The 15166-nt window shown below is 55.6% G+C and carries 12 protein-coding genes and 1 tRNA gene; 10 read left to right on the top strand and 3 right to left on the bottom strand.

The window, feature by feature from the left end; genetic code table 11:
• The first annotated feature begins 251 nt into the window (after positions 1–251).
• The gene (locus SJY13_RS14455) at positions 252–1883 is read left to right on the top strand and encodes an arylsulfatase (protein WP_377191728.1); all 1632 of its coding nucleotides are present in this window, start codon (positions 252–254) and stop codon (positions 1881–1883) included.
• 154 nt (positions 1884–2037) lie between these two features.
• On the opposite strand, the gene SJY13_RS14450 is transcribed toward SJY13_RS14455, so the two are convergent.
• Positions 2038–2553 carry a hypothetical protein gene (locus tag SJY13_RS14450; RefSeq protein ID WP_377191726.1) on the bottom strand — a complete coding sequence of 172 codons (516 nt, stop codon included), beginning with the start codon at positions 2551–2553 and terminating at the stop codon, positions 2038–2040.
• A 565-nt stretch (positions 2554–3118) separates the two neighbouring features.
• On the opposite strand from SJY13_RS14450, the gene SJY13_RS14445 reads away from it, so the two are divergent.
• From SJY13_RS14445 to SJY13_RS14425, 5 genes are all read left to right on the top strand, one after another.
• Positions 3119–3865, top strand: a complete 747-nt coding sequence (locus SJY13_RS14445) for a dienelactone hydrolase family protein (protein WP_377191724.1) — start codon at positions 3119–3121, stop codon at positions 3863–3865.
• Between the two features lie 469 nt (positions 3866–4334).
• On the top strand, positions 4335–4547 hold the full coding sequence (locus SJY13_RS14440) for a hypothetical protein (protein WP_377191722.1): 213 nt from the start codon (positions 4335–4337) through the stop codon (positions 4545–4547).
• Between the two features lie 345 nt (positions 4548–4892).
• Positions 4893–5135, top strand: a complete 243-nt coding sequence (locus tag SJY13_RS14435) for a hypothetical protein (protein ID WP_377191720.1) — start codon at positions 4893–4895, stop codon at positions 5133–5135.
• Complete coding sequence (locus SJY13_RS14430; RefSeq protein WP_377191718.1) at positions 5132–5569, top strand: hypothetical protein; 438 nt, start codon at positions 5132–5134, stop codon at positions 5567–5569. Before SJY13_RS14435 ends, SJY13_RS14430 begins: the two co-directional genes overlap by 4 nt.
• Positions 5570–5630: 61 nt before the next feature.
• Complete coding sequence (locus SJY13_RS14425; protein WP_377191716.1) at positions 5631–5900, top strand: hypothetical protein; 270 nt, start codon at positions 5631–5633, stop codon at positions 5898–5900.
• 357 nt (positions 5901–6257) lie between these two features.
• Here SJY13_RS14425 and SJY13_RS14420 read toward each other — a convergent pair.
• Positions 6258–6344: transfer RNA gene (locus SJY13_RS14420), tRNA-Leu, on the bottom strand.
• Between the two features lie 199 nt (positions 6345–6543).
• On the opposite strand from SJY13_RS14420, the gene SJY13_RS14415 reads away from it, so the two are divergent.
• Positions 6544–7527, top strand: coding sequence for a complex I NDUFA9 subunit family protein (locus tag SJY13_RS14415; protein ID WP_377191714.1), 984 nt, complete (start codon positions 6544–6546; stop codon positions 7525–7527).
• Here the strand turns inward: SJY13_RS14415 and SJY13_RS14410 are convergent, their stop codons facing one another.
• Positions 7528–8331 carry an undecaprenyl-diphosphate phosphatase gene (locus tag SJY13_RS14410; protein ID WP_377191712.1) on the bottom strand — a complete coding sequence of 268 codons (804 nt, stop codon included), beginning with the start codon at positions 8329–8331 and terminating at the stop codon, positions 7528–7530.
• A 230-nt stretch (positions 8332–8561) separates the two neighbouring features.
• Between SJY13_RS14410 and SJY13_RS14405 the strand changes: the two genes are divergently transcribed.
• The 3 genes from SJY13_RS14405 to gltB are packed head-to-tail and all read left to right on the top strand — an operon-like array spanning position 8562 to position 14989.
• Positions 8562–9995: an NAD(P)-dependent oxidoreductase gene (locus SJY13_RS14405; RefSeq protein ID WP_377191710.1), complete on the top strand. Its 1434-nt coding sequence runs from the start codon at positions 8562–8564 to the stop codon at positions 9993–9995.
• 30 nt (positions 9996–10025) lie between these two features.
• Positions 10026–10460 carry a GFA family protein gene (locus tag SJY13_RS14400; RefSeq protein ID WP_377191708.1) on the top strand — a complete coding sequence of 145 codons (435 nt, stop codon included), beginning with the start codon at positions 10026–10028 and terminating at the stop codon, positions 10458–10460.
• A complete protein-coding gene (gltB, locus tag SJY13_RS14395) occupies positions 10457–14989 on the top strand; it encodes a glutamate synthase large subunit (protein WP_377191706.1) in 4533 nt (1510 codons plus the stop codon). The genes SJY13_RS14400 and gltB overlap by 4 nt, the downstream gene beginning before the upstream one ends.
• Positions 14990–15166 lie beyond the last annotated feature (177 nt).

Below are 15166 nucleotides of genomic sequence, written 5' to 3'. Positions count from 1 at the left end.
TCCCTTGCTGCCTTTGGGGACTTAGCAGAGTTCTGATTTCGAACCCAGAGGGTCGCCGTGTCAGAGCGGTCATCTGAGCAACATTGTCGATTGCCCAATAGAGACTGGACCGGTCATTGGTTTGAACAGGGCCTACGTCCGAGTTGCGGACAAGGCGGACATTAACTGGTTTGATCTGTCATAGGTAGAAGTTGCACTCACTGGCAATTGCTTCGGTATGAATTCAAGTAGCTGCGAAAAGGAGTGAAAAAGTGTTTCGCGCAAACAACTGTCTTTTCGTGTTTCTTTTCTTGTCGTTCACCACAAGTGCCGCTGCTGCCGATGTGCGACCGAACATCTTGTTGGTCATGGCTGACGATTTGGGGTGGAGCGATATTGGGTCGTATGGTGGAGAGATTGACACGCCTCGCCTAGACCAATTGGCTGCGCAGGGAATGCTCTTCACTGACTTCCACGCGTCCGTGTCTTGCTCGCCCACTCGCGCTATGTTGATGTCTGGTAATGACAATCACATTGCCGGACTGGGAACGATGAGCGAGATGCTCGTTGATAACCAGCGCGGCCAGCCGGGATATGAGGGTTACCTGAACGACCGCGTCGCGGCATTGCCTGAAATCCTGCAAGCTGCCGGATACAACACCTACATGGCTGGCAAATGGCATCTGGGACACTCCAAGGAACGCCTGCCGTTCAATCGTGGATTCGACACAACGTTGACCATGCTGGTTGGCGGTGCCAGCCACTGGGCGGACAGACTCGGAATATTGCCCGAAGATGACCCAGCAAAGTATGCTTCGAATGGCGGTTATCTCGATGTTCTTCCTGCAGATTTCTATTCAAGCCGGAGTTACGCGGATTTTCTGATTGATGCGATCAGGGCAAACCGAGACGACGGCAAACCGTTTTTCGGCTATCTCGCGTTCACAGCACCGCACGATCCTGTTCACGTGCCCGAACCCTGGATGTCAAAATACGCGGGCCAGTACGACGAAGGCTACGATGTTCTGAAACAGAGACGTTGGAAGGCGGCAAAGTCTCTTGGCCTCATTGCGGGAGAAGCGCAATTGCCGGGTTCTCAGCCCCTAGTGACACCTTGGGAAGAACTGCAGCTGTATGAGCGCCGAACTGAAGCCCGCGGGATGGAAGTTTATGCTGGCATGGTGGAGGCAATGGACTATCATTATGGCCGTGTGGTTGATTTCCTGCAGGACATTGATGAGTTAGATAACACGATTGTGGTGTTCCTGTCGGACAACGGGTCCAACCCATTTTATTCCGTGGACTATCCCGGCGCCGACGATCCCGATTTTGTCGCTCAATTCGATCACAGTTTCGAAAACCTTGGGCATCCTGGTTCAAATTATGCGTACGGCCCTGGGTTTGCAGCCGGTTCCAGCGGACCTCTCGGCCTATACAAGCAGACCGTGGGTGAGGGGGGAATCCGAGTTCCTCTGATTGTGTCGGGACCAGGCATTTCAAAGGGCGAGACCACAAGAGCTTTTGCATATGTTTGGGATATCCTTCCAACGCTGCTTGATGCTGCCGGGGTACAGTATCCTGAGACGTTCAATGGGCATCAGGTTGAGCCACCACGAGGCCGTTCGATGATGGCGTTGCTAAGCGGCGACGATGATACGCTGTATGATCCCGAGGAAGTTGTCTCAGGTGAAATGGCTGGGGGCAAATGGGTTCGCAAGGGAGATTTCAAAGCGATTCAAGTACCCGCACCTTACGGCGGCGGTGAATGGCGTCTGTTCAATCTTTCTGTCGATCCCGGCGAAACAAGCGATCTTTCAAAAGAAATGCCAGGCCTGCTGACTGAATTGATCGCGGCGTGGGATGCCTATGCGGAAGAAGTGGGCATCGTCCCGGCTGAACAATAGGCAACCGCACAAAACGTTCGACCCAGAGCAAATGAATGTCTGCTTTGGGCTCAAAGCGGTCATCTGACAACTTCTGTCAGCCATCAAAGAACTCCCAGCGCAACAGAGGTTGGCAGTGCGGACTTTGTTACCAAAGGTATATGAAACAATAGGTTCAGCCAGTTCCGTGTTCTTGCCGGTCAATCGCTCTTGTAAACGAGTCTGCTCCATTGCCATCGACAACTTTGACGACACGGATCTCTGTGCCTTTGTAGGTCTTTCTTGGTGAACGTGTTTCCACGCTGAACACTAGCCCTCGATAGACGTTGACGTTGCAAATCTGTTTCTTACCGTTGACCAGCATATGAACCCGAATCCATCTGTCTTCGAAATCGGTTCCTTGAACCCTCAGGTCTTCATGTGCTTCGTAGAACCGCAAAACGCTGATCCTATTGTTAGTTCTTTCGACAAAAAAGTCCTGGTGAAGCTGCTGACGCAACAATTCTCGTTCATCCGGAACAAGGTTCTCAATTGCCGCCATCAATATTAGCTTTTCATGAGCAAGGAGTTTCCAGCTGCCTTCACCGGATAAATAATAGATAACCTCGAATGCTTGAGTGAGCCATTTCTTGATGGAGTTTGAATTCAACAAATTCCGGCAACTCCTTATTTCTGCAGCTATGAGCGGCATGATGGTGCAGTCACACGATTTGGTCAATTTGGGCTCGAACCGGATGTTCGAAGGCCCACAATAGTCAACGTTCATTCCGTACATATCTGCATGGTTTCTCTCAACGGTGGCGCATATTCCTCAGGCGGCGCGCCCACATTCACCGGTTTCCACCGTGAAACAACGGCCCGTTCAGCAAATCCCTGGCCCTGTTAATACAGGGGAAAACAGGGGCGGCAGAAGGTCTCCCCAGAAATGGGGGAACCCGCAATCATTCCCATGTAGCAGAAGTAACAGATGTAGCAGGGGGTGGGGGACGATATGCAATTCTGCACAACAAACTCCGGACCCGATAACTCAGATGGGAAGGGAAATCTGGGAGCATGGCTCCTGACCTGATATAATTGCCTGCAAGTCTCCAAAGGAGGATGCGCAATTGCCGTCAGTTCACTGCAACAGGATCAAAATCATTGGAAGCCTGGTTGCGTTTCTTGTGGCATTGCTGCCGTCATCACCTGTCTTTTCGCAGGATCACGGCCTACACAATAGTTCGAAGGTATTCTCAGCCCCTGCGGATCTCTCTTGGATGGATTGGGACGATCCGGACGAATTGGAACGAACATGGCGAGCCGCCATCGTTCGAGTTCCTGTCGAAAACGGCCAATCCAAACAGGTGACAACCGATGACCTGCGGGAGCAGAAATCCGGCGTCGAACGAAAGCTACCAACAATTGTCTACTTGCACGGTTGTAGCGGCATTTGGCCGGGTACTCATAGACGAGCTAAGTTTCTCTCCGAAAACGGTTACCTTGTAATTGCACCAGCCAGTCTAGCGCGAGAAACGTACCCCCGGTCCTGCAATGTGGAAACACGCGAGGGCGACCTGTTCCGTGGCACATTGGTGCTACGTCGAAATGATGCAGGATACGCAATTGAAATGGCACGTAAGCTCCCCATTGTCGATGGAAACAACATTGTCCTGATGGGATTTAGCGAAGGTGCCGTAGCCACTGTGAACTTTGAAGCCCAAAACGAACAGCAGCGAGTGAAGGCCAGGGTCGCGGAAGGCTGGACATGTCATACGCCATTTTCGGAAGCCAGAGGGGTTAATGCACCGGAAAGTGAACCCGTTCTAACCCTCGTTGGCGCGGGCGACCCTTGGTATCAAAACAAGTGGTCCGAAGGAGACTGCTCAAAGTTTTTGAATTCCCAAAATGGCAGTAGATCCATTGTGTACAGCGATGGTGATTTAGCTGGCAAACACGGACTGCTGGAATTCGAACGGGCTCAGCGGGACGTACTCGACTTCCTCAAAGAGAATTTGGATTTCTGAAAGCGCTCAACGAAAACCTCATGCGGTCTGAACTGACGCCGACGCAGTTGTCCGAGCATCTTGTTAAGCGCAAAGAGCTTTGTGAGGCGCGAAGGAATAGTGAAACAAATAGTTCCGAAACTCGCGGGCGGGGCAGACCGGCGGAATTCCCTGGTGAAACAGCCGACCTCACAGGAACCACACGCCAACAGGTCAGTCGCGCCGTATCCCGCGCTGATGGGTCACACAGGAAGCTAGGGACACCATCAGGGGCAACTAAAAGGGCGCGCCTATTTCTGACGCGCCCTAGTGAACAGGGAGAACTATGAAAAACCAGACGCTCGAAAAAAAAGAAGCGCCAACTCACTACAACTTCAGAATGTAGCATTCGAGTGCATTGGTCTGTGAAGCGGGTCACACGCCTAAAGTTTGTTTTGATTGGGGAATGAGCCGCTTTCGTTGTAAAAACAGGCAAGGTAGGAGGATTTTCATGCAAAAGCCGGGAAGCTTCGAAAAGTTCTATTTCGCCAAGGTTGGCATGGGAGAAGCCTGTGGTTGCGCGGAGCGAGTTATTGATGTGTTTGAGTTCAACCGAAAGGGCGGTGCAGAGTCGAAACAGCCTCTGAAACAAGGCAAGCGCAAGCGGCGGTCCTTTCGGTCATGGGCCGTCAAATACGGTTTGCTGAGCCGAAAGCGTGGCTGATACCTGAAAATAGGCACAGCACTGGCTACTTATCGGCGGACCCTACCAAAACAACCCCAACCCCATTGGCTGTGTCGCCCTCGTCCAGGAACTGGATTCCTTGGGCTTCGAGAGTCGTTTGGATTGCTCCTATCGCACTCGAAGATGCGGAGTGTTTGCCCGCGCCCTCTGCGCGTTTGACTGTCGGAACGGACACTCCAGCAGCGTCTGCTACCCGCGCTTGTGACCAGCCAATTAGCGTTCTGGCTGCCTGCAATTGATTGCCTGTCATTTTGCCCATTGATCCCTTCGGATCATTCGATACATTGATCCCTAAGGATCATACCACAATGGAGAACCAAGGCAATGGAAGAACAACGCGCCAGCGCGAATGGAGAAGTTTTATCTTATCCTAGAAAGAGCTGCACCCGCGTTGAGTTGCAGCATGAGGCGTTAATCGTCAAATGCCTGCTTGACGCCGCCACTTCGCTTATCGGTGGCAATGACAGTCAAGAACACTTGGTTGAAGTTATGGCTATGGCTCAGGAGCGGGCACAAAAGCTCAACATCGCCTTGGACTCTGTCAGCGAACCGGAGATGACGTCATGAATGCCGAGACCAAAACAACTGACTTCGACGCAAACTCAGAAATCTTTGTTGCAGACTTTTCTGACTTGATAACTTGCCAGCAGCGCGTAACGGCGTTTTGCCGGTGGTTCGACCTGCCAGACCCTGGCCTGCGGTACGACGAGGACGGCGACATTCTGGTCGACGATGTGTTTCTGCGTTGGTGCAAGGACGAAGGTATTTCCATCGACTGGTTGGTGTGTGGCGATCCAAAAGGCATGGCCGCTGTGTTCCGCGAACGCCAGAGGGGTCGTAATCAGATGGAGTCGGACATCGCCGAGCTTGATGAAGACGAAGTGGAAATGTTCGCCTTCGCAATCAGAGCCTACGTAAAAAACACCGTCCCCTTGGATCAGGCAAAGGAAGTCCTGAAAAAGTGTATTGAAGAATACCGAGAGGAGACCAAGGCTGCTTGAGCCTGTTCATAAACAGTTCGGGCGCGGAATTAACCGCGCTCTTTTTTTGGTGGTATTTGATATGAGTTTTTACAGCGTCAACCGGCATTGGTCGGATCAGTTCTTGCCCGAGATTGAGAGCATCATTGGTTCGCAGATCCTACAGGCTGCCCCAGATCCGCTGGATCACTTTCAGGCCACGGACCTGCTGATGCTGGACGCCAAGGATATGCGCATTGCAGCCAGGGTGAGGCGGTACGGTTACGCCAACCGATACCCAAATCAGTTCACAATCAGGGCCAAGCTACCTACCGGTGCTGAAACCGAATTGTCCAAGATTGTGAACGGCTAAGCCTGACACTGCATCGTCATTTCAACCGGGATTTAGAGGTTGCGTTTCTCTGGAACTCTTCAACCACTCTAACAGTCCAATTGAATTGGTGGTAGGCAGCCGCTTGGTGCAGGCGAGATTCTTTGGAGTTCAAAGCGGTCAAGGATACTTGGGTGCTTCAGAGCGACGAAAAAACATTGGGCATGTTCGACCTACCACTTCACGCGCCGCAGAAGATAGTGACTTACACATCCTTAGCGAAACATCCAACGCCACCAGAACGGCGTAAGCTCAGGACCGTTAGGTGGATTCGAGGGTGGACTAAGCGAAGAAAAATATTCGCATCCATTTGTTTTTATTGTATAAACGTTGAATGAATGGTGCCCAGGAGAGGACTCGAACCTCCACGTCCATACGGACACTAGCACCTGAAGCTAGCGCGTCTACCAATTCCGCCACCTGGGCAGGTGTCGTGGAGCGGCGTTTAAGCCGACTGGCCGAGGGCGTCAACCAGATTCGGAAAGTTTCCTGAAAGTTTTTTGTTCCCCACCCGGCAGCCCTTTCAGTGCGCGGCTTTTTTCGCAGGCGCGCGGCGTTATTGCGCCTTGTTTGCCGGGGCTTTGAGCGGTAAATCGGATCAGGACCCATCAGCAGGAGCCCTCGCATGTCCAAAATGGTCACGATTTACGGCGGATCGGGATTTGTCGGCCGGTATATCGCGCGGCGAATGGCGAAGGCAGGGTGGCGTGTGCGGGTCGCGGTGCGGCGCCCGAACGAGGCGATGTTCGTCAAACCATACGGTGTTGTCGGTCAGGTCGAACCCATTCTGTGCAACATCCGCGATGACGCGTCCGTCGCGGCAGCCATGCGCGGAGCGGATGCAGTGGTCAACTGCGTTGGTGTTCTGAACGAGCTTGGCAAAAACGCGTTTGATGCGGTGCAGGCCGACGGGGCCGAGCGAATTGCGCGGCTTGCGGCGGATCAGAAAATAGCACGTATGGTTCATATCTCGGCCATTGGTGCCGATGCAGAGTCTGACAGTGCGTATTCCCGGACAAAGGCACAGGGTGAGGCCGGTGTTCTGGCCCATATGCCGGATGCGGTGATCCTTCGCCCTTCGGTCATTTTCGGGACCGAGGATCAGTTCTTTAACCGATTTGCCGGGATGACCCGGATGGGGCCGTTCCTGCCTCTGGTTGGGGCGGACACCAGGTTTCAACCGGTCTATGTAGATGACGTGGCCAAGGCTGCCGTTCAGGGCGCCCTGGGTAAGGCTGAGACCGGCACTTATGAACTGGGCGGGCCCGAAGTTAAGACGTTCCGTGCGTTGATGGATCAGATGCTAGAGGTGATTTATCGCCGCCGCGTCATCATCGGGATTCCCTTCTTTGTAGCCCGGATCATGGCCGGGATGCTGGACATTGCGAAATTCGCCAGTTTTCAGCTGTTTCCGAACCACATTCTTACGCGGGACCAACTGAAGAACCTGCGCCGCGACAATGTAGTGTCTGAGGGCGCAAAAGGGTTTGACGATCTGGGGATCGAGCCTGCGACTTTGGAATCCATCTTGCCCGACTATCTGTGGAAATTCCGCCCCTCGGGTCAGTATGACGACATCCAGAATTCAGCCAACAATCTGCGGACCTGATCAGGTGTAGGCGATCCCCAGCAGGATCGCGCCCAATATCACACGATAGATAACATAGGGCGTAAAACTGACGCTGCGCAGCAGGCGCATCATCAGATGCAAGGCCAGCAGCGCAGAGAGAAAGGCGAACAGCGCGGCGATGGCGCCATCAATGGCCAGCTGTGCGTTTGCCTCGTGGATCACTTCGGCCGACAGCAGCACTCCGGACGCCAAAATCGTCGGGATGGACATTAGCATCGCAATCCGGGCCCCGTCTTCGCGCGTATATCCAAGCTGCCGCGCTCCGGTGATGGTAATGCCGGACCGGGATGTGCCCGGTATCAGCGCCAGAACCTGCCACAAACCCATGATCAGCGCATCGCGCGGCCCCCAGTCGTCGGCCTCTTTGGTCTGGGCGCCTTTTTGGTCCATCCAGTACAACAGCAGCCCAAATCCCAGCATTGTCCAGCCGATTACGGTCATGGATCGCAGAGATTGGCTTAGCCCGGATTTGAACAGGATGGTCCCGACAATCACCGTGGGGATTGTCGCAATGATCAGCCCCATCGCCAAACGCGCCTGCGGTGTATCGGTTTTCCCGATCAAGGCCTGCGGCAGGCCCGCAATCGCCAGTTTCACGTCCGACCAGAAATACAGGACCACCGCGCCCAGCGTGCCGACATGCACTGCCACATCGATGGCCAGCCCCTGGTCGTCCAACCCGGTCAGGGCGGGCAGTAGGATCAGATGACCGGATGAGGAAATCGGCAAAAACTCAGTGATACCCTGAATGACCGCCGCAAGAATCAACTGGAGAAAACTCATATCACTGCCCGTGCTGCCGTCACGTGTTCTTTGTGTTCAATGGGTATAAGTGTGGTGCCGAAAAGGAAAGCGCACATATAGGTCCGATTCGGTACTAAAAACGTCGATATTTTCCGTATGGTTGGTCGTGTGACCCAAAGTTTTTGAAATTAGGTCAGTATATTTGACTTTTCATTCGACTATTCATCCCTTAAAGAAACGCGACCAAGCCAATTCATGGAGTCCGACCCGTGGCCAAGCAACCGATGCTGAAATTTGTGCAGATCGACCGCGTCATGCCGGAAAAGCGTGCCGCCGGTGACCGCAAGGAAGACTTTGACGAAATCTATGCCGAATACGCGGCAGAAAAAGCAGCTGAGCAAGCCAGTCGCTGCAGCCAGTGCGGCGTGCCCTATTGCCAATCGCATTGCCCATTGCACAATAATATCCCTGATTGGCTTAACCTGACGGCGACCGGTCGCCTGGAAGAGGCCTATCAGACCAGCCAGGCAACCAACACGTTCCCCGAGATCTGTGGCCGCATCTGCCCGCAGGACCGCCTGTGCGAAGGCAACTGCGTAATCGAACAATCTGGTCATGGCACGGTCACAATCGGCTCGATTGAGAAATACATCACCGATACCGCCTGGGACAAAGGCTGGGTCAAACCCGTCTCGCCCGGAGCGGAACGGCCGGAAAGCGTTGGCATCATCGGCGGCGGACCCGGTGGTCTGGCCGCGGCGGATTTGTTGCGTCGTGCAGGCATTCAGGTCACCGTCTATGACCGCCACGACCGCGCAGGTGGTCTGTTGATGTACGGCATTCCGGGATTCAAACTGGAAAAAGATGTCGTGCAGCGCCGCAATGACCTGCTGGCGGATGGCGGCGTCACGTTTGAGCTGAACTGCGATGTCGATGCCGCCAGGTTCGCGGATATTCGTGCCAAGCATGACGCCGTGATCATTGCGACGGGTGTGTATAAATCGCGCGATCTGTCCATGCCGGGCAGCGGCTTGAGCGGAATTGAGAAAGCGATCGACTTCCTGACCGCCTCGAACCGCAAGAGCTTTGGTGATGAGGTTGAAGATTTTGACAATGGTCGTTTGAACGCCGAAGGCAAAAAGGTGGTTGTGATCGGTGGCGGTGATACCGCGATGGACTGTGTGCGCACCTCGATCCGTCAGGGCGCGACTTCGGTCAAATGCCTGTATCGCCGCGACCGCGCCAACATGCCCGGCTCGCAACGCGAAACGCAAAACGCCGAGGAAGAAGGCGTGGTGTTCGAATGGCTCAGCACACCCAAGGGTTTCACAGGTGACGGCACGGTTGCAGGTGTGATGGTGCAGAAGATGCGTCTGGGTCAACCTGATGCGTCTGGCCGACAGGCCCCCGAAGTGATCGAGGGCGCGGATTATGTAGAGGACGCCGATCTGGTGATCAAAGCGCTGGGTTTCGAGCCCGAGGACCTGCCCACCCTGTTCGGCCAGCCCGACCTGCCCGTGACCCGCTGGGGCACCGTCAAGGCTGCGTTCGAGACAGGTGAGACCGAGATGGACGGCGTCTACGCCATTGGTGACATCGTGCGCGGTGCCTCACTGGTGGTTTGGGCCATTCGCGACGGCCGCGATTGTGCCGACGCGATCATCGATCGGTTCAACAGCAAGGCTGCTGTCGCAGCCGAATAACCCAACGCCCAGCGACCAGGAGGGTCAGGAATGCCCGAATTGCAAGGCCAATGCATGTGCGGCGCGGTCACGGTGACCGCAACCCCAGCGAAGGATTCGCTGGGTGCGTGCCATTGTGACCAGTGCCGCCGCTGGACCAGTTCAATGCTGATGACCTTTCCGGCGCAGGAAGGATACGCCGCGTTGGGTCCGGTCAAGACGTTCACCTCTTCCGATTGGGCGGAACGCGCGTTCTGTTCCGAATGCGGGTCCTCCCTTTGGTATCGGATCACCCTACCGGGCGAACGGCACGGAAGCACACAAATGGCCGCGGGCCTGTTTCAGGACACAGGCAACCCGCTGCGACTGGAACTTTTCATCGATAAAAAACCCGACGGGTATGCGTTCGAAGGCGAGCGCCGGCAGATGACCGAAGCTGAGGTCTTTGCAATGTTTGCCCCGTCGGAAGAAGGAGACAGCCAATGACCAAATATGATGCCGATTGGGTGCGGGCCGAAGAAGCCAAACGTCAGTTCATGGCCGAAAACAGTCTCTATTCCGAGGAAGAAGAACATTCTTCGTGCGGGGTTGGCCTTGTTGTGTCTGTTGATGGCAAGGCCTCGCGCAAGGTGGTCAATGCCGGGATCGACGCGCTGAAGGCGATCTGGCATCGCGGTGCCGTGGATGCGGATGGCAAAACCGGCGATGGGGCGGGTATCCACGTTCAGATCCCGGTGCCGTTCTTCTATGACCAGATCCGCCGCACCGGGCACGAGCCCAACATGGACGAACTGATCGCCGTGGGCCAGGTGTTCCTGCCCCGCACCGATTTCGGTGCGCAGGAACAGTGCCGGACGATCGTGGAAACCGAAGTTCTGCGCATGGGCTATTACATCTATGGCTGGCGGCACGTACCGGTCGATGTGACCTGCCTGGGTGAAAAGGCCAACGCGACCCGGCCCGAGATCGAACAGATTCTGATCTCGAACTCCAAGGGTGTGGACGAAGAAACCTTTGAGCGCGAGCTTTACGTCATTCGCCGCCGTATTGAAAAAGCCGCTGCGGCTGCCGGGATTTCGGGGCTGTACCTGGCATCGCTGTCTTGTCGGTCGATCATCTACAAGGGCATGATGCTGGCGGAACAGGTGGCGGTATTCTACCCCGACCTGATGGACGAACGGTTTGAATCCGCGTTCGCGATTTATCACCAGCGCTATTCCACGAATACCTTCCCACAATGGTGGTTGGCACAGCCGTTCCGCATGTTGGCCCATAACGGTGAGATCAATACGCTCAAAGGCAACACCAACTGGATGAAGAGCCATGAGATCCGCATGGCCAGCGCAACCTTTGGCGATCATGCCGAGGATATCAAACCGATCATCGCCGGGGGATCTTCAGATTCGGCCGCATTAGACTCGGTTTTTGAGGTTCTGGTGCGCGCAGGGCGGTCTGCGCCGATGGCAAAAACCATGCTGGTGCCTGAAAGCTGGTCAAAGCAGGCGGTGGAATTGCCGCAGGCCTGGCGCGATATGTACTCCTATTGCAACTCGGTGATGGAGCCATGGGATGGCCCCGCAGCGCTGGCGATGACCGATGGACGCTGGGTTTGCGCGGGTCTGGACCGGAACGGGTTGCGCCCGATGCGGTACGTAGTGACCGGCGATGGTTTGGTGATCGCCGGATCCGAGGCGGGAATGGTGCCGATTGATGAGGCCAGCGTAACGGAAAAAGGCGCTCTGGGTCCCGGTCAGATGCTGGCCGTGGACATGAAAAAGGGCAAACTGTTCCGCGACAAGCAGATCAAGAACAAACTGGCGCGCGCCCTGCCCTTTGGCGAATGGGTCGGCAAGATCAACGATCTGGACAATTCGCTTGCGGGCGTGACCGAAACGCCGAAATTCACCGGCGAAGAGTTGCGCAAGCGTCAGATTGCGGCGGGTTATTCGATTGAAGAGCTAGAACAGATTCTGGCCCCAATGGCAGAGGACGGCAAGGAGTCCCTGGCCTCAATGGGTGATGATACGCCCTCGGCGGTTTTGTCGAAACAGTACCGCCCGCTCAGCCATTTCTTCCGCCAAAACTTTAGCCAAGTGACCAACCCTCCCATCGACAGCCTGCGGGAATACCGCGTGATGTCGTTGAAAACGCGGTTCGGGAACCTGAAAAACGTGCTGGACGAAGACAGCAGTCAGACTGAGATCATCGTGTTGGGCAGCCCTTTTGTGGGCAACGCACAGTGGGACAAGCTGGTCGAAACGTTTGGTTCACCCTTGGCCGAAATTGACTGTAGTTTTGAAGCCGGTCGGGGTGCCCTGAGCGCTGCTTTGGCCCGTATTAGAGCCGAAGCAGAAGAGGCAGTGCGATCTGGTGCCGGGCATCTGGTGCTGTCCGACATGAACTCAGGTGAAGGGCGGGTGGCGATACCGATGATCCTGGCGACCAGCGCGGTGCATTCGCATCTGACCCGTCAGGGTTTGCGGACGTTCTGTTCGCTGAACGTGCGGTCGGCTGAATGTGTGGACCCGCATTACTTTGCCGTGCTGATCGGTTGTGGCGCCACCGTTGTGAACGCTTATCTGGCCGAGGATTCGCTGGCCGATCGCATTGATCGTGGGTTGCTGGACGGCACCCTGACGGAAAATGTCGCGCGGTACCGCGATGCCATCGATCAAGGCTTGCTGAAGATTATGGCCAAGATGGGGATTTCGGTGATCTCGTCTTATCGCGGCGGCTTGAACTTTGAGGCCGTTGGCCTCAGCCGTGCCATGGTGGCTGAGTATTTTCCTGGTATGACCAGCCGGATTTCCGGCATCGGAGTCACTGGTATTCAGACCAAGGTCGAGGAAATTCATGCCAAGGGCTGGGACAGCGGTCTGGACGTCCTGCCTATTGGTGGCTTCTACAAGGCACGGAAATCGGGTGAGACCCACGCGTGGGAAGCGACCTCGATGCATATGATGCAAATGGCCTGTAACAGAGCCTCATATGAACTGTGGAAGCAGTATTCGGCCAAGATGCAATCGAACCCACCGATCCATCTGCGCGATCTGATGGATTTCAAACCGCTGGGCAAGCCAGTGCCGATCGAAGAGGTCGAATCGATCACCTCGATCCGCAAACGCTTTGTCACCCCCGGCATGAGCCTGGGCGCTCTGAGCCCAGAGGCGCATAAGACGCTGAACGTGGCAATGAACCGGATCGGGGCAAAGTCCGACAGTGGAGAAGGCGGCGAAGACCCGGCGCATTTTGTGCCTGAACCCAATGGTGATAATCCTTCGGCAAAGATCAAACAGGTGGCTTCGGGCCGGTTTGGTGTGACCGCCGAATATCTGAACCAGTGTGAAGAGCTGGAGATCAAGGTCGCCCAGGGTGCAAAACCCGGTGAGGGCGGTCAATTGCCGGGCATGAAGGTCACCGACCTGATCGCGCGTTTGCGTCATTCGACCAAGGGTGTGACGTTGATTTCACCGCCGCCGCACCATGATATCTATTCGATCGAGGATCTGGCCCAGCTGATCTACGATCTGAAACAGATCAACCCACGCTGCAAGGTGACGGTCAAACTGGTGGCGTCATCGGGCGTCGGAACGATTGCCGCGGGCGTTGCCAAGGCCAAGGCAGATGTAATCCTGATTTCAGGCCACAATGGCGGCACCGGCGCATCGCCTGCGACCAGCATCAAATACGCTGGTCTGCCATGGGAAATGGGCCTGACCGAGGCGCATCAGGTTCTGGCGATGAACAACCTGCGCGATCGCGTGACCCTGCGGACCGATGGCGGGCTTCGCACTGGTCGTGACATCGTCATGGCCGCGATGATGGGGGCCGAGGAATACGGCATCGGCACTGCCGCATTGATCGCGATGGGTTGCATCATGGTGCGTCAGTGCCAGTCGAACACCTGCCCGGTTGGTGTTTGTACGCAGGATGAAAGCCTGCGTGCCAAGTTCACGGGCAATGCGGACAAGGTGGTCAACCTGATCACGTTCTACGCACAGGAAGTTCGCGAACTGTTGGCCAGCCTTGGCGCGCGGTCTATTGACGACATCATCGGGCGGGCCGATCTGCTGGCGCAGGTCAGCCGGGGTTCGGCACATCTGGACGACCTCGACCTCAATCCGCTGCTGATCACCGTCGATGGCGCGCATAACATTGTCTATAACCGCGACAAGGGCCGGAATGCGGTGCCGGATACGCTGGACGCTGAGATTGTCCGCGATGCGGCCCGGTTCCTGCGGGATGGCGAAAAGATGCAGCTGTCCTACGCGATCCAGAACACGCACCGGTCTGTGGGGACACGTGTCTCCAGCCATATCGTGCAGAATTTCGGGATGCGGAACACGTTCCAATCGGATCACCTGCATGTAAAACTGCAGGGCTCTGCCGGTCAGTCGCTGGGCGCTTTCGCTGCCCCGGGGCTAAAGCTGGAAGTGTCAGGCGATGCCAACGATTATGTCGGCAAGGGCCTGTCGGGCGGCATGATCGTTGTGCGACCGCCGCAGGTCAGCCCGTTGAAGGCGGATGACAACACCATCATTGGCAATACCGTTCTGTATGGTGCTACAGATGGCCACCTGTTTGCAGCCGGTCGCGCCGGCGAGCGGTTTGCGGTGCGCAACTCGGGCGCGAAGGTGGTGATTGAGGGCTGCGGCTCGAACGGATGTGAATACATGACCGGCGGTGTGGCTGTGATTCTGGGCAGTATCGGTGCCAATTTTGGTGCGGGAATGACGGGCGGTATGGCTTATCTGTACGACCCCGAAGGCAAGGCGCAGGCGCTGATGAACATGGAAACGCTGGTAACCTGCCCGGTGACCGTCGACCATTGGGAATCCCAGCTGAAGTCACTGGTCGAAATCCATCAGGCGGAAACCTTCAGCCGCAAGGCGGCAGACATTCTGCAGCATTGGGAGGTTGAGAAATCCCACTTCCTGCAGGTCTGCCCGAAAGAAATGCTGAACAAGCTCAGCCATCCGCTGTCAAACGAAGCAACAGCAATTCCAGCTGAATAAACCGGCATTTCACCGATGATTCTAAAACCCGCGTGTCACAAAAAACACGCGGGTTTTAATGATTTTCTGCCAGTTTGGTTAGATTTCTTGCGTTTTTTCACGGATCGCGCCTAGCTATGGCCACAGTTTGTTCGGGATTGGCAGCCATACTGCATCCCAGTTTTATGAGTTCGCAGG

Origin of the sequence: Ruegeria meonggei (assembly GCF_042768335.1) — a bacterium.
In the GTDB taxonomy this organism is placed as follows: domain Bacteria; phylum Pseudomonadota; class Alphaproteobacteria; order Rhodobacterales; family Rhodobacteraceae; genus Ruegeria; species Ruegeria meonggei.
Note: the sequence above shows the minus strand (reverse complement) of the source record. Positions and strands in the feature narration are given on the sequence as shown.